Raw genomic sequence first — 17,876 nt, forward strand, 5'->3', positions numbered from 1 at the left:
CGCCAGGATGAAACGCCATGGGGCAGCGCGCGAACTTCGTCCTGGTAGACGACACCGGCTGGCGGCTGTACTACGACCACTGGGCCGCCGGCCGGATCTGCTCCGTCCTGGTCGCCGGCCCCGAGGCGGCCACCCGCTTCATCACCGCGCAGCACCAGTCCGCGCAGGACGAATGGCTCGACGACATCTGGGCCGAAGGCGGTGCCCTGGTCGACCATCGCACCCGCCGGCTCCTCTTCTACGGCGACGAACTGATGCTGAACCTGCTGGCCAAGCGCGTCTTCGCGCGCCTGCTGTCGCGCACCTGGCCGGGCTGGGACGTCCGCTGGGCGTACGACGGCCTGGGCGACTTCGCCGCCCACGTCGGCCTCGACCGCGCCATCGTCCGAGCCGCCGGTGATCCGGAGATGCCGGACGACCTGCAGCCGAACCCGTCGAAGGACTGGCCGCCGCACCTGGTGACCGTACGGGACGAGGCGGGCCGGCTCCTCGTGTACCCGTTCGACTGGGCGGACGACCACAGCGCCTGGCAGGGCCCCGGCCTGCTGGACCGCCTCCCCGCAGACGGCCTCGCCCAGGTGACCCTGCCCGTCATCCCGGACGGCGGCCTGCACGTCGACGTCCGCTCCCGCACCGCCGGCGCGTGGTCGATCGAGCCCGTCCCCGGCCTGCTGCCCAAGCTGACCGACCTGTGGCCCGGCTGGCAGGTCGAGTTCTGGGCGGACCGGTACGAGGAACAGGCCCGCCGCTGCGGCGAAGCGGTCACCTTCCCGCCCCTCGACGACTCCGCCGCCCTCGACGAACTCCTCGCGGCCATCGCCAAGCGCCTCGGCAAGAACCCGGTGCCCGACATGCTCGCGCTGGCCCATCGCCTCGACCCTGCCACCGGCGAGGCCCCCGTCGTCGAGCTCCACCCGCTGTTCACCGCCCACACCCAGGTCGACCCGACCCCGACCGAATGGTCCGCCGTCCTCCGTGCGGCGGCCGACCTGCGGAACGACCTGTAGGGCCTACTCCCGGGGACGATTACGGCCGCCCCGAAAGTCCTCAGACCGCCCCAGTAGGCTCTCCGCACCGACGGGGGACGGGAGGGACTCGATGGGCCTGAGGGACCGCGTAGGCGATGCGCGGCGTACGGCGTCGGCGGCACTCGACACCGGAGCGCACGCGGTCCGCGCCACCGGACGCGGCGCGACCCGGGTCGGCGGCACCGCCGCCGCGGCGGCCAAGGACGGCAACGACTGGGTGATGGAACAGCTCAGGTCCGTCCCGCCACCGGTCCTTCCCCTGACGGAGGAGTGGCGCCTGTCGATCGGCGCGCTCATCACCCGGCACCCGAAGGCCCCCGCCCTGATCGGCAAGCTGCTGTCCCCGCTGGACAGCTTCGGCGCGATCGCGGTGGGCCCGAAGGAGATCGGCTTCGACGGCGACGAGGTCGAGTGGGAACGCGTCCTGGAGATCCGCACTCGCATGGTGGGCGAGCTCGCCGCCGGCGCCGTCTGGGACTTCGCGATCGACGACCTGCGCAACCGGCTCCCACCGGTCCCCGGCCGCAAGTGGGCCGTCACCAAGGTCCTCCAGATCGTCATGGCCATGTCCGTGGACCTGGAGGACCGGATCGAGGACGACCCCCAGGGCGAACTGCCGGACCGGGTGGCCTGCGAGATCGTCTACCGAGGCCGGATCCGCAAGGAGAAGACCGTCACCGCCGGCCTCTTCTCCAGCCTCGCCCTGTGCATGATGCCCCAGGTAGGCGAGGCCCTAGCGCAGAGCGCCGCCGAACGCGGCATCCCCGTCGTCCACGCCGAGCGCCACAAGACCCTGTCCGTCAACGAACGCGTAGCCACCCTGCGCAAACGCCGAGCCGCCCTAGCCGCCAGCGCCGGCGAACTCGAATCCGCCGCCGAGGAGAAGTAGCACGCTCCCAGAGTGACGTGATGGGGCTGGAGAGCCGCCAACGAAAACTCCACCGATCTGGGGCGCCTTCGCTGTGCGGCCTACGTCTGACCGAGCGCTTCGTTGGAGTGATTCCCTGTAGGACTGAGACGTTATCCGGACAGCAGCTTAGATATCCATGCCTGCGGCCCATAGCGGGCTACTGCAAAGCCGGAAAATCCTGCCTCAGCCATTCGCGAACGTCGTCGAAAGTGTTGTATCCATGTTGGCGAAGGACATCGGTGATGTCACGGCCGCACACAAGAGCAATCGGATGGCCGTCATCGCGCACCTCTTCTTGAACTTGCTGGGCGAAGTAGGAGGTCGTGACGAAGACTCCGAAGTTGCGGTGACGCAACCGTGAAATCAGCCGTGAGACCTCTCTCACGCCGACGGAGTTCGTCGCTGCATAGCACTTTGCTTCCAGGGCGAAGTCGATGGCGATGCGGTCAGCCGGCGGGCCGATGACGTATTTGCCCACCGCGTCGCGGCCGCCGTCTCTGCTAGGGCGTGTGACATCACACTCTCCGGTCGCCGGAGCTAGCAGTCGCCACAAAGCGACTGCGCAGGCTTCGAAGCCATGTTCGCGTCCGCGGAAGTGCTCGCGGATGACCTCCAAGATTCCTGCGCCCTGGGGGTCATCCGGCATCTGCCTGGCTCTAGACCTGATCGTTGTAGTGGCAGGCGCGAGCAGCGGAGTGTAGGTACGGTTGGAGACCCAGGCTTTCCAGGTTTCCGGGCATCCGCTAATGAGGGGGTCACCGCCGACCAAGACATGTGTGAGCCAGGACCGGGAAATCTTCTCCTCGTTCAGCACCGTGAAGCGTGCGCGGTAGTTCTGAAAGCGTCGGCCATCGGCGGCTCGCCAGACGGCGGCCAGCTCATCATCGGCGGTCAGAGCAGGGCCGCCAGGCGCGAGCATGCCTCGGAATCTCACATCGCGCCCCTGGCCGACCTTCTCGAACAGCAGGAACGGCGGGACCTTGGCGCGCCCTGCGGTGGACCCGTGTGCAGCGGTGAAGACATCACGTAGCAGGAGATTGCCACTACGGGGAGTGTCATGCAGCTCTCTACCTGGCGTGCGGTTATCTCCGAAGTAGGTGAAGGTACCGGTCTGCAAGTCCAAGTAGTCCGGCCAGTCCAGTTCACCGCCCGTTGTGTAGAGAACCGAGACGCGAACAGTACCTCTGGTCGGCGATCCACAGTGCCGGAAACCCCCCTGATTCCCGACACCGGGTATGAGCTTGGCGATCGGGCCATCGCCTGCATGCCCGCTGGATCCTCCGGCGTAGACGGAGTCAATGAAGAGATCAGCGGTGCTGATATCAGCGAAGGAAACCCTTCGTTCCGCTGGAGTGGCGGGAGACATGCCCGATTTCTACCACTAGGCGGTGACAATCCACCAGGTCGTCCGGAGCCCTGCGACCAGTACGGGGTTCCCGACCGGCCTGCAGCGTTGAACGCCTCCGGCTAGGTAGACCATGCGTTTATAGACACGCGCGATCACAACTTAGAGTGAAGCGCGTGCAGCGGCGAGCCGAGCGAAGAAATTGGGTTCTGTTTTGCTCAGGCCTATATTTCTCGCTATAAATGGTGAATCAAAAAAAACCCACTCTTGGGGCCTTGAGAGAGCCGACTACAAGTCCGCGATCGAGGAAGCGGTTGAACTCTTCGCATGAGGTTTCGGGAAGCAGTGCGCAGGAGTGGCAGGCGGCCAGGTTACACGAGTCAGGCCCTTGGCCTGTCTCACCAGTCTCCATGCAGATGGGATCCGTCGAGCACCATTCGGCGTTGGCTAGCGCAGCTTCCCAGACACGCTCGAGATTGCCCGGCCTTCCCATGCGGACCAGACCTCCCATGGTCCCCTCGGCGTCTCCGGCAGCTGTATAGATCAGCAATCCTGCCATCGGAGTCTCCGGGTCGGAATCGACGAAGAGCCGCTCCCGCAGGGAGGCAGTGCTGTAGCCGCATTCGAATATGAGCTGGTTGATGAGGAGGTGGGCGACCGTATGAATCAAGATCAGGCGAGGGGAGATGTCGCGCTCGGCCGAGCCGCGGACAGCGCGGACGTCTTCGTAGTGGCGTGCTAGCCGCTCGGCGCGTCCCCTGACGTCAGGCCTCCGCTCCCAATCCTGCAGGCGAGGTTCTTCGAGTTCAAGGTAGATGCCCTCGCCGTTAACGGTGTAGGCCGGGAGCCAATCGCGATTTGGTCCGAGCTGCTTCAGCCGTAGCCGCTTCTTGCCTTCGCGGAGCTTGAGGTCTGCAGACGTCACGCGGGTAAAGCCCCAGAGTGCCCGCGTCTCGCGCAGGAGTTCTACCAGTCGCACCCTTGCGAAGGTTCCAGACACCGCATCGCCGTAGGGATCGCTGGGCTCGGCGACGACGAGAGCCGGATGGCGTAGCCTCTCCCGGAGCGTTTCATACTCGGGGCGCCGCCAGTCCACTTGAGATAGATCGTCGAGGTCGTATTCCTGCTCTCCTATCGCCTTCCCTTGGTACTCAGCTAGCGCATCATTGACCTGTTCGTCGGTGTATTTATCCGCAATGCCAATGCCATCCATTTCACGGAAGTCCTGGACGGTGACCCTACCTCCGTTCCTGGCTTTGGCGAGACTCATGGCAGAGGAGAAGGCCTGTGATTTGACGATTTCAATCAGCTTCTCCGGCGTGGAGGCTGGACTCTGTGGTAGGTAGATGGAGCTCTCCACCAGCGGGAAGTAGACGTTGGAGGCACCGCGCAGGCTGGCTCGGATCGGCTGCCCACACGGTTCGGGATTCTTGCCGAGCCACGGACGCGATCCGCTGCAGGAGAAGTCGGAGCCGCGTTCGAGTGTGCTGCTCAGCACGGTGGTTTCGCCGCCGTCGCTGCGGATCGTATTCATAACATTCTCTAGTGTGCGACGCCTTCCGCAGCTGTCACAGGACACTTCTTGGCCTGCCAGGGATCCACCACCTCGCGAGCGCAGGCGGAGCACGCCAGCGCAGTCTGGCTGCACGGATCGGTGCACCCATTCGCGCCAGGGAAAGTCGTCCAGGTGCCCGCGCTCGCACACCGTGACGAAAGGGACCTGGGCCATAACCGGACCCTTGCCCTTGCCTGCGGCCTGGTGACTCGGGTCGGCGCAGCGTGCCTTGCCATCCAGCGTCAGCGGGCTCGCCTGCAGGCGCTTGCAGTAGGGACAGAAGTTCCAGGTCGGAAAGCGGAGGAATGGAATGGTGATCCCGATATTAGTCGTACGGTCGTTGGGCCCCCGGGATCCTCGAGTGGGGCGCACGTAGTGTGGGGGCAGCCGAAAATGGCTGACCCTGAGGCGTCGTTGCAGGCGCCATTCATCGACGCGGAATTCTCCGGGGTCGGCCTCCTCGCCTTCGTACCAGTGGTCTAGTCCAGCAGCGATCACGGACGTCCCGTCGAGGAGTACGGTCATAGCGCCTGTCCCGAAGGGAGAGATCAGCTGCGATCGGCGGATGTTCCCACTAGTCATTAGCTATCTCCCTGATAGTCATCGCTCCGGTTATAGGACCGCGTGATGGCGGCCTTGCATTCCGCATCGACGTTGCGCATTGACGCGGGTACTTCCCATGAGGTCCCGGTCTGCTGGCCTGGGGCAGGCTCGCCTGCGAAGCGCATCAGCCCGTTTCGCGGGTCACCCGCCCTAGCATCGGCCCTCCACTCGCTGGGTTCCCATTGCTCCCATTCGTCTAGCCGTTCGTTGACAGTGCGCTCGGCCGCCTTTCGTTCGTTGAAGTCGACCTTGTAAGCGCGATCCAGGAGGATCTTTGCAGCCTCGCTGGTCAGCTGCTCGGGGAAGGGCCAGGGAAGCAGGCCATCGCCACCGACCAGGCGAACGTACGAGATAAGTGCGGCATGCAGTGCTCGCTTCATCACTGGTAGCGCGAACGGCGTCACGCTAGTTGGTTCGACCTGTGAATAGAGCCGCTCATGGTAGGTACGGAAGCGCTCGTAGTGAGAACGATCGCGAGGTTTGGCCGCGCCGTACAGACTGATTACGAGCCCCGGCCGTTCGTCCCACCGTCGCCCGACGCGGCCCGACACCTGGATGTACTGGGCAGTCGTCTTGGGCTGGCCGACAATCGCCATGAGAGAGAGGCGGTCGATGTCCACTCCGACCTCGATGATGTTGGACGCCAGGCAGATATCCACGACGTTGCCCGCTCCGTAGACGACAGACAGTTCATCGATCGCCCTGGGAATCTCGTCGTTCCGCCGTCGACTGGTGAGTTCCATGATGCTGCGGGGGAAGCGGTTCCGCTCGAGCCCGTCGCGCCTACGGAGTCCTACAAGGTAGTCAGGGATGTCAGCCTGAAGGAGGGAGAGCGAGTTCCCGAGCTCGCGGAGGCTGTTGAAGAACCACAGGCTGGTCCACCAGGGATCTCGCTGCTCCTCGGCCAGAATTGCCGGGGCCTGGAGCATGGCCGCGGCCACCCTGACCTGAACGCTCTGCATGGAGCCCAGAGCGGGGGCGTGGACGCCAACGTACCTGCGGCCGGGGAGAAGCTGCCCGTCGTTGTCGCGGGCCCATACCGAAAAGAAGGAGTCGCTGGCCTCGAGCCCGGGTGGCGGGAAGAGCGCGACGTCGTTCCTCGCGTAGACGGCGGCCACCTGCTCCTGGTAGCGACGGATAGTCGCGGTCGATGAGACGATCTTCGGCTTGACGGGCTCTGGGGTTCGGTCGTCGGTGCAGAGAGTCTCGATCACGCTCTCGTATAGGCCCACCATCGAGCCGAGCGGGCCGGAGATGAGGTGGAACTCGTCCTGAATGATCAAACCAGGGGGAGAGACTTGTTGCTCTCCCGATTCGTCCAGCCCGAAAAGCGCGCGAGAGCACGGCTGCCAAGCCATGGTCGCGAATTTGTCCACCGTTCCTATGATCATCGATGGCGGTGCTTCGTAGATGTCGTCATCAACCACCAGCGTCGGGAGCGCCTTGTGGAAGGGGCATCGCTCGTCCGGGCAGTGCAGGGTGACCCGGTCGCGGAGCTTGCGATATCCGGGTACGACGCGGGGCACCCGTCGGCCTCTCCTGCCCTGGGATCCGCTCTGTTTCTGCCCGTCGGTAGGGCCCATCTTCGCCGCGCACCAGGGACATCTTAGGAGCAGAAAATCGTTGGGTGCCGTGTTCGGCTTGGTGACTAGCTGGTCCCACGACTTGACTGCTTGATCGCGCGTGTTTGGAGTGGTCGAGCCGCCGAGCCATACGCCAATGCTGTACGGTTTGCCGCCGAGATCTGTTCGCCCGGACCGGATGACCTCCATCGCGCAGATCAGCGATGCCGCGCGCGAGAACTGCTGGGCGGTCAGGAGTCGCAGTGTGTACCGCATGATGACTTCGGTCCCAGTATCCGAGGGGTCCCGCAGGCGGCGCAGGAACATCGCGAACGCGGCGACCGCGAGATATGCCTCGGTCTTGCCACCGCCGGTGGGAAAGAAGATGAGCTCCACGGTCTCCCGGTCATCGCTGCCAGGGACAGCCACCGATTCGACGACCGCGAGCAGAAACGCGATTTGAAACGGTCGCCAGTTACCGCGGCCTTCCGGCACCTCCCCCTTCGGCATCGCTCCGGCGACTTGGACGGAACCCGATGCATCTACAGTGGTCTCGCGGACCTTCACGGCAGACCGTGCCTGTTGGATGAGCATTGCCTCGTTCGCCAGCCGGAACGCGAGAGCGGCTTCCGAATCCTCGCGGATCAGTTTCCAGCCCCGCCGCATGCGCTCTAGCGCCCTGTCACAATCGCGGAGGTGGCGCTCGGCGGCCGCACGGTGTTCTTGGGGAAGTTCCAGCGAGTTCTTCCTACGGTCAGCGATCCAAGTTTCATACCCAGAAATCAGCCGCTCGATCTGGCTGCTAGCTTCGCCCTGCAATGCTGGTTCGGCGAGCGCTTGCATGCTGACCGAGAGGCGCTCACCGCCAGGGAGGACGATATCTGGTGTGACGCTCGGCGCCTCGAATGACGGCAGGCACACGGCTTTGATCCGCTGAACCGAATCTAGGGGCTCGCGCTCCCAGTCGGCGGCGCATCCGTGCCCGAGCGCGAACGTCTGGTGGCGCCGGTAGAGCAGCGCGATGGACTGCTCCTCCTCGCTGAGCTCCCGCCGCCCGTGGTTTTCCGGATAGGGTAGGAACGCAGCACCGTCTTCTGCCGTGATTTCGAAGCCTGCTTGAAAAAGAGATGCCTCGTCCTTACTCCCCGACGAACGGTTAGTAAGCGTAATAGTGATTAGGTGGTCGCCATTGACCACCCGGCTGAACGCGTTAATTTCGACTTCTAGCCCATCTCCGTTTTCGATCGCAGAGCGGGGATGGGGCCAGACCTGACGGCGTTCGTTTCCGGGGACAGCGAGGCGCTCTGCGGGGAAGACCGCTCGAATGGTGACTGGCGTGCGGACCCACCACTGTCGCTCGCTATCAGCGATCACAACCGGAAACGGCCGATAGCGACCGATCTCAGCGCTCACTACGACCTGCGAGTCGGCCGGGACGGAGCCACACACTGACAGACCGAGGGTGCTCGGAAGCCTGAGGTTTGCGAGGCGAAGGTCGAGGTCATCGTCCTGTTCGGCCTCGCCCTGGTTGACGATTTTTGCTTGCTTGTTCTCCACGTCGGTGTCATCAAGACCAGGGGTGGTGACGCCCGTAACGTCCAACCCGGGGGCTTCGACGCGCTCCTCGGCTTCGGTGCCCGCAGGAAACAGGATGCCGACTCCGAACCTGCGCGATGGCACGGTCTCGGTCAGGATTTCCTGACCGGTTGCGGCATCGTGCCAGACACCTCGCGCTTCCTCCCAGCTAGCGAACTGGACCGGTCTGGAGAGATCCAGTGGCCTGCCGGACCGTTCGGGAGCGGGACCAACCAGTTCCCGCGCGAGTTCCTCGTGCACCCTCTCCCGGGAATCGTGGAACGTCCGCTTCACAGCCGCTTCCCCCTTGTGACGTTTGCCCACATGCTGTTCAGCGCGTCGCGGTGCGTGAGTACGGCGAGCCGATCTGTGGCCCGGCTCAGCGCTATATACAGCAAAGATTCTGCCTGTTCTCCCTCTACCGCATCGATGTCCGTGACTATGACGGCCGGCGCGTCGAGCCCTTTGTAGGCGTGGATGGTCGCATAACCGACCTTCCTGCCGCGGGTCCCATATTCGGCTAGGTGATTCCGCAAAGCGGGATCTCGCGCCTTAGACGCCGCGCCGCCGGTCGTTGGTGCTAGTACTACGATCTCGTCATTTCCGAAATGCTCCTCGCGAAGTTTGTGCAGCACTTTCGCCAGGATTTGCTCCTGCTCTTGATGAGAGGTATACGCGGCGAAGGTGACATCGATACCGTCATCAGGGCGCCGGAACCCGCGGTAGACGTTTGCCAGGCCGGAGACTTCAGCGGCGGTACGCCCGATTCGCGGCGTGTTCCGGCAGTTCCTGAACAGTCCACGTTCGTAGAGGGATGGTGAGCGTCCCTTAAGTTCCGCGCGGCCGTCTGCCACACCGTAGATGGACTGCCGCTCGAAGTCGCCGAACATTAGCCAGCGCCCGCCGGCGAGGCCTCCTTTGAGCATCAGATCTAGCACGTCTAGATAGGCCGAATCGCAAAGGTCCTGGACCTCGTCGACGATCAGGACGTCGGCAGGCTCGCGCTGTTCGAATAGCGTTTCCAGCGCAAGGAGAGGGAGCTGCCGGCCCCACCAGGCTTCGCCTCCGTTTTCGGGGGGCTTTAGTCCAGTGAGGTCCATCATTATGCCGTGCAAGCTTCCCGTTACCTGGCCAGGGAAGCCATCCATCTCGCGTGCGAGCCACCGCCCCAGCAGGCGGTTATAGCAGACGAGCCGTACCTTGAGTCCTTGAAGGCTAGCGCGCTTGGCGGCTTCTAGAGCGAGAAACGTCTTCCCCGTTCCAGCCGCGCCTGTGAATAGCACCCGGCGCTGGGCGTCCATGACGTCGAGGGCTTCGTACTGCTCTTCCAAAAAATGCAGAAGGTCCTGCTCTCGAGCTTGCCGGTAGTCGGCCGCGCTGATCGCCACCTCGAACCGCGGTCTCAGCCGCGAGACCATTTCGCGGCACTGGTCGGCAGTTGGCCGCTGGGGCGCGGCATAGAGTGCCTTGCCCTTTGCGGCAAGGTGCTGGCGGGCGCTCGCGAGCACGGTGGACAGAACCTGCGATACCGGTCGGCGGAGGTCACGGCGATCGAGCAGCTGCCAGGGCTGCCACTCCAGCGAGTCGGGGTGCACTGAAGCGCTCGCGCCAGTGAACCAGACGGCTGAGGCGAAGGGGACGTGGCGAATGTCCAGGCGTGTGCTGGACAGAAATCTGCGGATGCTGTGCATCTGTTCGCTGGCCTGCCTGAACGGGCTGCGCTGGGTCGGTGCCTGAGTTCCCAGATACCACATCCCGTTCGTGTCCCTGCGCGCCGACCGGTGGGACTTGACCTCTACGCACAGCACCCCCAGTCCCGGAGCGATTACTACGAAGTCGGCCTCGCCCTCGACCTGGCGAACGTGGCGCGCGAGATTTAGCGAATGCAGTACCGTCCAGTCACTCGTACCAGGGTCATCACGGAGACGGTGGAAAAGGAGTTGCTCCCCGGGGGGAGCCTTCTGGACGGGAACAGGGGGGATCATTCGAGCCATGCTGCTCCTCGCGTGCGGAACGGGTGCCGAATCTGGTTCGAGGGAACCGGGGCAGCGTCCGGACTAATGGCGATCACACGAAATGCCACCATCGCTGCCAGGCCTGGGGTGTTTTCCAGCCTGAGCTCCTGCATCCCCTGGGACTCCAGCTCGGTGAAATCTTGGTCCTCTACGTGACCTTCCAAAGCCTGGGTGAGCTCGCGGCCTGCCCGGTTATGTGCTCGCCTCAGCGCCAGCCCGGCATCGATGTAAGGCTCGGCAGGGTGCAATTGTAGGACCTCAAGCAATGCACGAAAATCGCGGTCATCCCTCGGGCGGAGGCACTCCTCAGTTGCCCAATACTGCAAGTGCACAGACCGCGCTCCCGCGGCGCGGACCTTCCTTTCCAGTTCTGCGGCGCCCGGATCTGCCAACGCGAGACGCAGACTTTTCTTCCACCGCACCTGCAGAGCCCGAATCCTGGACTGTTGGCTGCCCAGGATCGAGTCCACGAGCGGTCGGAGCGCAGCACTCTCAGTACCGCCGAGCCGGAGGAGAAGTACCGCCCCAGGCTGAACAGCCTTGATAGGAAGGCTAACGACGCGCTCTCCGACGCGGGCTGTGGGGAGTAGGCCGCGAATGCGTTGTCCGTCGACGGGTAGCCAAACGGCGTACCCGCCGCCGAGCACCGCCAGCTTGCAGGCTTCCGAGGGAAGCCCTGCCTCTAGAAGGCGGGGAGCCGATGCGGCTACCAAGGACCAGTCGGGATGCGGGACAAGATCTTGGGCAGGGAGTTGGAGAGAGTCGGGATGCTGGTCGCCGCGGATCCGAGGTTCGCGTACGGTCACGCTGATGGATCGGGTGGCGAGCTCGCCGAACGCCCCGTAGAAGCGGTGGCTATCCCTGACCCATTGCGGGTGAACCAGCGTGATCTCCTCTGCGCGGGCCGTCGACAACATCTCCGGCGGGAACCAGTCTCCCGCCCCTAGAACAATCGCCAGGTCCCAGATTCCCGCGGATGCCATAAAGCCGCGGGCCTCTATCACCGGTGCATGCTGCCCTATCTCGGCGAGCCATTGCGAGACCGCGGAGACCGTCCTACGCCGTGCGGCGACGAGGCACGTATTGGTCCTGTCGCCCATGCTGAGGCATTCGAGGACGGCCGTAGCGTAAGCAAGGTTTTCGCCATCCCTGTACTCGCTCGCTGCGTTGGCAAGCTCCGTCAGCAGCCGCCGCTGGTGGTGCTCGACACTTCCGGCCAGATCTTCTGCCAGGTCCAACATCCTGGTGAGAGGGTCCGTGACGCTGGAGTGGCACGAGCTAAAAGGAACGGGTTCGGTTGCGCCGCGCCAGCGGACCGCCCTCGCCGATGCGACGGCGAGTTCCCAGGCCGGGGAGGAAGCGTCTTCCCCTAGTTCGTGCAAGAGGGCACGGAGGGCGCTGGAGAACCGCGTACTGCCGGCATCGCTGATCGCCCACCGCGATGCCGATGGCCGCTGCGAGACACGGTAGAAGGCGTCAGCCTCGAGAATCAGGCTCACCGGCGCTCCCGAAGGCCATGAGCTCACACCCACTGGATGGCTGCCAGCGAAGCTCATCCAACGTGATCGCCTTCATGTACGCACGCCTCTGCTCCAGTACACTAACCGCTGCTTCCAGCCCAGGTTCGCTTCTGTCAAGAATGGCGACGATCAGTCGGGCGTCGCATTCTTCCAGCCACCGGCTAATGGCGTATGCACCATCGAGTACTGCAGTGGTCGGCGGCTCAGGCCAGGAAGCCCATGCTGCATCGTCACTTCGAGCGGGCATCAGCACGCTGCGCCAGCCGACTAGCTGCGATCTTTCGCCGGTTCCCGTGATATCGAGCGGACGGACGATCGAGGCCAGCGAACCCATACTGCTTGCTGAACCGGGAGGGCCGATACGCGCAGCAAGGTCGGTGCGTAGCCGGGAAGGCGAGCCCACCACAACCAAGTCCCAGCTCCACGACGTGATGTAGTCCAGTGGGTGATGGGATCGGAGCATTCCAGAGAGGAAGGCTAGCTCTGCTGAACTCTTCTCTGCCAGGAGATAGCGACCCCCAGGCACTGGAGCCCAAGCTGGAGGCTCTCGCGCCTCCCTGACAACCGCTGCCTGGTAGGTTCCCGCGCTGGTATGGACCCTGTCGCCTTGAAGGGAATGGTACGTGCCGGATAGGACGCGGTCAGCTAGACGAAGCCAAGCTCTCGAGCCGGGCTTGAGTTCAGCAAGGGATCGCGAGGAGTCAGGGGGGCATCGGAGTTCGGGTACCGTGAGGAAACGCTGCCTGCAATAGCCGAAAGCGAAGGCGGCAGCGGCCATACAGCGCACCGGAGCGGAGAGCGCGAGAATAACCTGACTTCGGGGCTCGATCAAGAGTGTATCTAGCGCTGCCAAAGCCCCTAGTCGCACCCAGTTGACGAACCACGGCGGTGCCACATGCTGGGTGCCATCCACAGCCTCAGCTAGGAGGACGGGGGATGGCCTCTGGGGGTGTGGACGATCCGGCATGGTCACCTCCCTGGATGGGGAAAACGCCGTCCCGCCACGCAAAGGGGGATGCCAGAGAGCTCTTCGTAACAAGGTTAACTCCCCCGGGGGGTGAAAGGCGAAGATTGTCGTTGCTGGATGGCTCTCCCTTGTCGCGATGCCGACATCCCTCGCCAGCTGGCCTCGCCCGCAGGTCACTGGGCATGCAGACACGGTCGCTGCCTCGGGCAGGATGAGGCATACGTGGGGCAGCTTATCGTAAAGAGGGTATGACCCCTGCGAGGTAAATTCCTTAGACGTGGCGCTGCCCGTCGACCGTACATGGGGCTGCCCTTGAGATCACGCCATCGCGATTGCAGGGATCAGGCGTTGGCGCTCTTGCGTATTTTGCCCCAATAGTCCGTTTAGCCCGGTTAGTTCGAGATTGAGGACGGCATCTCCCCAGGGCATCGCCAGCAGACGGCTGCCGCGCCGCATCGGTGCGCGATCGCTCAGGGTGACCACCGACTGCGGCTCTGACTCTGGAGTGCATCACATGCTCGAGGGATGGCAGGCCGACCTGGTATCGGGCCGCGCGCCAGCGTGGACTGATCACGAATAGATACACAACCTTAACAAGGAGTAAGGTGGCGGTACCGGTGCCCATGACGAGAGAATCCCGCGCGTGGATACCCAAGCACGCGATACGAGCCGCGATACCTCAACTCTCCGCTCAGAAGCGATCGGGCTTTCGCCCAGGGCTGTGGTGGAGCGAGTCGATGAACTTCTTGAGGTAACCTTCCGTGCGGCTTCTCTAGGGAATGTGGACGATCCCGTGTCTGAGGCGATCTACATCCTGCTAAGCGCCCAGGCGCACGGGTCGGCCCTCCAGGGCGTGTTCCAGGAGCTGCGTGCCCGCTATCCGACCTGGGATGGTGTCGTGGATGCGGACAGGGCCGTACTGGAGCAACTCGTACGCCCTGTTGGTCTCCATGAACACCGCGCCGAGACTATCCAGGCTTTCCTGGGACGTGTACGGGAGAGAAACGCGCAGGAGGGACGCCCAGGTGTGATAAGCCTGGAGTATCTACGCGGGATGCCGGACGAAGAGGTTCTGGGCGAGCTTACGAGTATTTCGGGCCTAGGGTGGGATAGCGCTCGCCGCATCATGGCCTACTCGCTGCGGCGCGACGTGTTCACGGTCGACGCCAACGTCAGCCGCATCTTCCATAGGCTGGGGCTCGTCCCGAAAAGAGTGGGTAAGGTCGATCAAGCTCTCTACGAGGAGACCGTCCCCGTTGCTATGCGGCAGCGCCTCCATGCGAATCTCGTGCATCATGGAACTGTGATTTGTAAAGCCAATATGCCGACATGCGGAGACTGCCCACTGATCAGTTTCTGTCCCGAAGGGCAGGGCCGGCTCGAAGCTGATACCAGACCGGTCGCGGTCGAGCTGTTCGCCGGGGCCGGCGGGCTCGCGCTTGGATTCGAGCAGGCGGGATTTCGGGTCGCTGTGGCCGTAGAGATGGAGCGGAACGCCGCGCAGACCCACAGAGCGAACCATCCAGGCACGGTAGTGCTAGAGCGTGATGTGAACCAGATCACTGCTGGGCATGTACGAGCTGTTGCGCCATGGGTTGGCGACGTTTCAGCCGTGATCGGAGGTCCTCCTTGCCAAGGATACTCCGTTGCGGGAAAACGGGATCCCCATGACAAGAAGAATGTTTTGTTTGAGCAGCAAGTCAGGCTCGCCGCGGAACTCAAAGCGCGTTTCGTGGTAATCGAGAACGTTCTCGGAATGCGCAATATTAAGGGTATACGCTTCCATGAAGCCGTCGAGCGATCGCTGCGGGAGAGCGGTTATACCCCTAACCATCGCGTCGTAAAGGCCAGCAATTATGGGGTCCCCCAGTTGCGCTGGAGGCTGATTTTCATGGCTCAACTTCTTAGTGAATCGTCTGGTATAGAACCTGAGATGCCAGGAGGTGCCTTCTGCGGGGACCGTAGGGAGCGGTGCCAGTGCCGTCGACGATGGGTGCCGACGGTGATGGACGAGCTCAGCAAGCCCGGCCTTCCAGAGCTGGAATCCGGCACGGTCGCCGAGTTCGTGCTGCTTGAGGACGGGGGGGTGCTCCTCAATGGCTCTACGATGAAGCACAGTCAGAAGGTGATCGATAAAATCGCGGGCATCCAACCAGGCAAAGGTCCGATTTCGTACCGGCGGCTGCACAAGGACCTTGCAAGGACGATCGTTGCTGGCCATCGCGCGCTTCCGGTCCACCCCGTCCTGAACCGAACGATCAGCGTCCGCGAGGCGGCGCGGATCCAGGGGTTCCCGGACCATTACGTGTTTTGTGGAACCAGAGGGAAACAGCCCCTCCAGGTCGCAAACGCCGTGCCTCCTGCCCTTGGCAAGGCAGTCGCTGACGAGCTCATCAGGGTGATCGAGGGCCGGCCCAGTTCTAGCTTGGAGGAGTCCCGGCATGATCCCTGCGGGCCACCCGCCGTCCAACTCGTCATGACTCCTCGCAAGGCACGGGAGCAGCGTGTTCCGCGAGCTGCAGCGGGATAGCGTCCCCGGTCTTCTGCTGGCCGGTCCGTGAGTCCGCGCAAGAGAGCGGCTGAGCAGCGGTATCTTTTCTCATGTCCCGGCTGGCGAGTCGATAGCTGAACCGGCGGAATCGTGTCTGACGCACATAAGAGTGACCCGCGTGAGCAGGCATGGGCTAAGGGCTTGTACCCGCGCCCGCTTAATGAGGGACGGTCGCGTAACATGCGTGCCAACCGCCGCTCCGACACCAAGCCTGAGGTAGCGCTGCGTCACGCACTGCACACTCTCGGCTACCGATATCGCAAGGATTTCCGTCTCGACCTTGCCGACGGTGTCCGTGTCCGGCCGGACATCGTATTCACGGCACGGAAGGTGGCTGTCTTCGTAGACGGCTGCTTCTGGCATGTCTGCCCTGAGCACGGCAGGGAACCCAGTACGAACGAGTGGTACTGGACACCTAAGCTTCGCCGGAACGTGGAGCGGGACCGGCAGGCGAACGCCGCACTCGAGGCGGCAGGCTGGCGCGTGGTGCGCCTGTGGGAACATGAGTCTCTTTCTTCCGCTGTCGAAATCGTCGTCAATGCAGTTGGGCCAACTTCTCGACCAACATTTACGGGTAGCTAAGTTAATGCCTAGACGAGCGTGGGGTCTCGCGAGCGTGGGGTCTCGCTGTCGCCTCGCGGTTCGTAGGCGTGGATGTCTTTGGCAAGCTGGCCGGTCCGGTAGGAGTAGGGGCAGAGTTCGGTCGGAATATTTCAGGTTCTGCGCTACGCTTTTTGGCGCGTTCGCTCGCGAGCACGTAGTCTGGCGTAGAAGCGGGAGCTTCTGCCGCCAAGACGGTGAAGTGAGCGTAGTCCCGGAGTTTTTGGCCGGGGAATTATGATCTTTCGAAGCGGCGCGGTTTCTCTGGTTGTGGCGACGCCTGCACGCGGATGCGTGCTTGCGGAGCTGGTTGTGGCCGAGGTGACTTCCGGTCCGGGTCAACTCGCTTGTCAGTGCCTGCACCATGTACAGGCCCCGACCGCATTGTGGCATGTCGCCGAGCTCTGGAGCCTGTTCGTGCTTCGGGAGGGCGATGACGTGAACGTCCTCGTCGGCCGGTGCTCCCACCTGGACGGACCCGCGAGTACCGCATCGTCGAGGGCGGGTCGGCGAGCAAGAAGGCGACGAACTCGCGGCTATTAGCGTGTTCGGCCAAGCCGGGGAAACCCGGTTGTGATGGCCTGCTCGGCGTGATTTCAGCCGCCTTGAGCTGCTGGAAGGAAGGTAACTACCCCTTGTTCTCGACTACTCCAACCTCAACGCACTGGCCGTTGGAACTGGATCGGCTGCTCTTGCGCCAATCAATCCGGGACAAGTCATCCATCGCCTGCCCCTCCCCTCGCTGAGTACTCACTGGCCACGCGTGTTAGAAGCTGTCTGGTGGCATCCGGACTGATTGCGACAGCTCTGAGGTGTTCGTAGAGGCCAGTGTAGCGATGTACGTCTGCTTCCTCTTCGAGGAAAAGGTCACCGGCCATGCTGTCGATGTAGACAACAGACGGATCGCCGGGAAACTGAAGCACGACGAACGATCCTGGCATGCCAGGATGTGCGCCAGTGTCGAACGGAACGACCTGGAGGGTGACGTTCGGCCGTTCCGTGGCTGAGACCAGGTGCAAGAGCTGATCCCGCATGACGGTTGGGCCACCGACGGCGCGGTGGATCGCAGCTTCGTCGCAGATCGCCCAAAGGTGGAACGTACGGTCACGGTCGAGGATCGCTTGGCGTTCCATCCTGACCTGGACTCGCCGGTCGACCTCTTCTCGGCTGAGCGATGGCATGCCGCCGGGGATGACAGCGCGGGCATAGTCCTCGCTCTGGAGGAGGCCGGGGATGTAGAGGCTCTCGTAGTTCCAGACGCTCCGAGCTTCGTTTTCGAACTCGATGTAGGCGCTGTACTCCTCGGGTAGCTCGTCGGTGTACGCCTGCCACCATCCGGATTGCGACGAGTCCTTGAGGAGCTTGGTGAGGGCTCGCTGCTCCTCAGGCTCGACCTCGTACAGCGTGAGCATGGCAGCGAGTGTGCGGGCTTGCGGACGGACCTTCGCCTTCTCGATCCGGTAGAGCGTGGCCTTGTTGATCCCAGTGGCTTCTGCAACGTCCTCCCTGCTCAGGCCGCGAGCGGTACGTAGCCGGCCCAGGCTTCCGGCCAGGCGGCGCAGCCGGACAGTGGGGCGCGGATGAGCAGGCATGGGGGCCTCCCTGAGAACTATGCAACCTGAATCCTATGCAACAGGTTGCATTG

The 17,876-nt window shown here is 63.5% G+C and carries 11 protein-coding genes; 4 read left to right on the forward strand and 7 right to left on the reverse strand.

What is annotated here, in order from left to right; genetic code table 11:
• Positions 1-17 precede the first annotated feature (17 nt).
• Together ABD978_RS36480 and ABD978_RS36485 are read left to right on the forward strand one after the other, a co-directional pair.
• Complete coding sequence (locus tag ABD978_RS36480) at positions 18-1,007, forward strand: hypothetical protein (RefSeq protein ID WP_345364878.1); 990 nt, start codon at positions 18-20, stop codon at positions 1,005-1,007.
• A gap of 91 nt (positions 1,008-1,098) precedes the next feature.
• Positions 1,099-1,917, forward strand: a complete 819-nt coding sequence (locus ABD978_RS36485) for a hypothetical protein (RefSeq protein WP_345364880.1) — start codon at positions 1,099-1,101, stop codon at positions 1,915-1,917.
• A gap of 178 nt (positions 1,918-2,095) precedes the next feature.
• Here ABD978_RS36485 and ABD978_RS36490 read toward each other — a convergent pair whose 3' ends face one another.
• The 5 genes from ABD978_RS36490 to ABD978_RS36510 all read right to left on the reverse strand — a co-directional run bounded on the left by ABD978_RS36490 (position 2,096) and on the right by ABD978_RS36510 (position 11,834).
• Complete coding sequence (locus ABD978_RS36490; protein WP_345364882.1) at positions 2,096-3,304, reverse strand: restriction endonuclease; 1,209 nt, start codon at positions 3,302-3,304, stop codon at positions 2,096-2,098.
• A gap of 229 nt (positions 3,305-3,533) precedes the next feature.
• The gene (gene drmB / locus ABD978_RS36495; protein WP_345364884.1) at positions 3,534-5,420 is read right to left on the reverse strand and encodes a DrmB family protein; all 1,887 of its coding nucleotides are present in this window, start codon (positions 5,418-5,420) and stop codon (positions 3,534-3,536) included.
• Positions 5,420-8,872, reverse strand: a complete 3,453-nt coding sequence (locus tag ABD978_RS36500) for a helicase-related protein (RefSeq protein ID WP_345364886.1) — start codon at positions 8,870-8,872, stop codon at positions 5,420-5,422. Before ABD978_RS36500 ends, drmB begins: the two co-directional genes overlap by 1 nt.
• Positions 8,869-10,572 carry a nuclease-related domain-containing DEAD/DEAH box helicase gene (locus ABD978_RS36505; RefSeq protein ID WP_345364888.1) on the reverse strand — a complete coding sequence of 568 codons (1,704 nt, stop codon included), beginning with the start codon at positions 10,570-10,572 and terminating at the stop codon, positions 8,869-8,871. Before ABD978_RS36505 ends, ABD978_RS36500 begins: the two co-directional genes overlap by 4 nt.
• Positions 10,560-11,834, reverse strand: coding sequence for a hypothetical protein (locus ABD978_RS36510; protein ID WP_345364890.1), 1,275 nt, complete (start codon positions 11,832-11,834; stop codon positions 10,560-10,562). The genes ABD978_RS36505 and ABD978_RS36510 overlap by 13 nt, the downstream gene beginning before the upstream one ends.
• Positions 11,835-13,723: 1,889 nt before the next feature.
• Between ABD978_RS36510 and dcm the strand changes: the two genes are divergently transcribed.
• Both dcm and ABD978_RS36520 read left to right on the forward strand, forming a co-directional pair.
• A complete protein-coding gene (gene dcm, locus ABD978_RS36515) occupies positions 13,724-15,610 on the forward strand; it encodes a DNA (cytosine-5-)-methyltransferase (RefSeq protein ID WP_345364892.1) in 1,887 nt (628 codons plus the stop codon).
• 111 nt (positions 15,611-15,721) lie between these two features.
• Positions 15,722-16,213, forward strand: a complete 492-nt coding sequence (locus ABD978_RS36520; RefSeq protein ID WP_345364894.1) for a very short patch repair endonuclease — start codon at positions 15,722-15,724, stop codon at positions 16,211-16,213.
• A 646-nt stretch (positions 16,214-16,859) separates the two neighbouring features.
• Here ABD978_RS36520 and ABD978_RS44095 read toward each other — a convergent pair.
• Positions 16,860-16,955 (reverse strand): DUF397 domain-containing protein, encoded by a 96-nt coding sequence (locus ABD978_RS44095; RefSeq protein WP_425550807.1) that lies wholly within the window; start codon positions 16,953-16,955, stop codon positions 16,860-16,862.
• Positions 16,948-17,823, reverse strand: coding sequence for a helix-turn-helix domain-containing protein (locus tag ABD978_RS36525; protein WP_345364896.1), 876 nt, complete (start codon positions 17,821-17,823; stop codon positions 16,948-16,950). The genes ABD978_RS44095 and ABD978_RS36525 overlap by 8 nt, the downstream gene beginning before the upstream one ends.
• Positions 17,824-17,876 lie beyond the last annotated feature (53 nt).

It is taken from the genome of Actinoallomurus liliacearum (assembly GCF_039542035.1).
GTDB classification, from domain to species: domain Bacteria; phylum Actinomycetota; class Actinomycetes; order Streptosporangiales; family Streptosporangiaceae; genus Actinoallomurus; species Actinoallomurus liliacearum.

Excerpts from the sequence above, each read along its gene's own strand:
- ABD978_RS36480 (WP_345364878.1), top strand. The coding sequence starts at position 18 with ATGGGGCAGCGCGCGAACTTCGTCCTGGTAGACGACACCGGCTGGCGG.
- ABD978_RS36485 (WP_345364880.1), top strand. The coding sequence starts at position 1,099 with ATGGGCCTGAGGGACCGCGTAGGCGATGCGCGGCGTACGGCGTCGGCG.
- ABD978_RS36490 (WP_345364882.1), bottom strand. The coding sequence starts at position 3,304 with ATGTCTCCCGCCACTCCAGCGGAACGAAGGGTTTCCTTCGCTGATATC.
- drmB (WP_345364884.1), bottom strand. The coding sequence starts at position 5,420 with ATGACTAGTGGGAACATCCGCCGATCGCAGCTGATCTCTCCCTTCGGG.
- ABD978_RS36505 (WP_345364888.1), bottom strand. The coding sequence starts at position 10,572 with ATGGCTCGAATGATCCCCCCTGTTCCCGTCCAGAAGGCTCCCCCCGGG.
- ABD978_RS36510 (WP_345364890.1), bottom strand. The coding sequence starts at position 11,834 with ATGTTGGACCTGGCAGAAGATCTGGCCGGAAGTGTCGAGCACCACCAG.
- ABD978_RS44095 (WP_425550807.1), bottom strand. The coding sequence starts at position 16,955 with ATGGATGACTTGTCCCGGATTGATTGGCGCAAGAGCAGCCGATCCAGT.
- ABD978_RS36525 (WP_345364896.1), bottom strand. The coding sequence starts at position 17,823 with ATGCCTGCTCATCCGCGCCCCACTGTCCGGCTGCGCCGCCTGGCCGGA.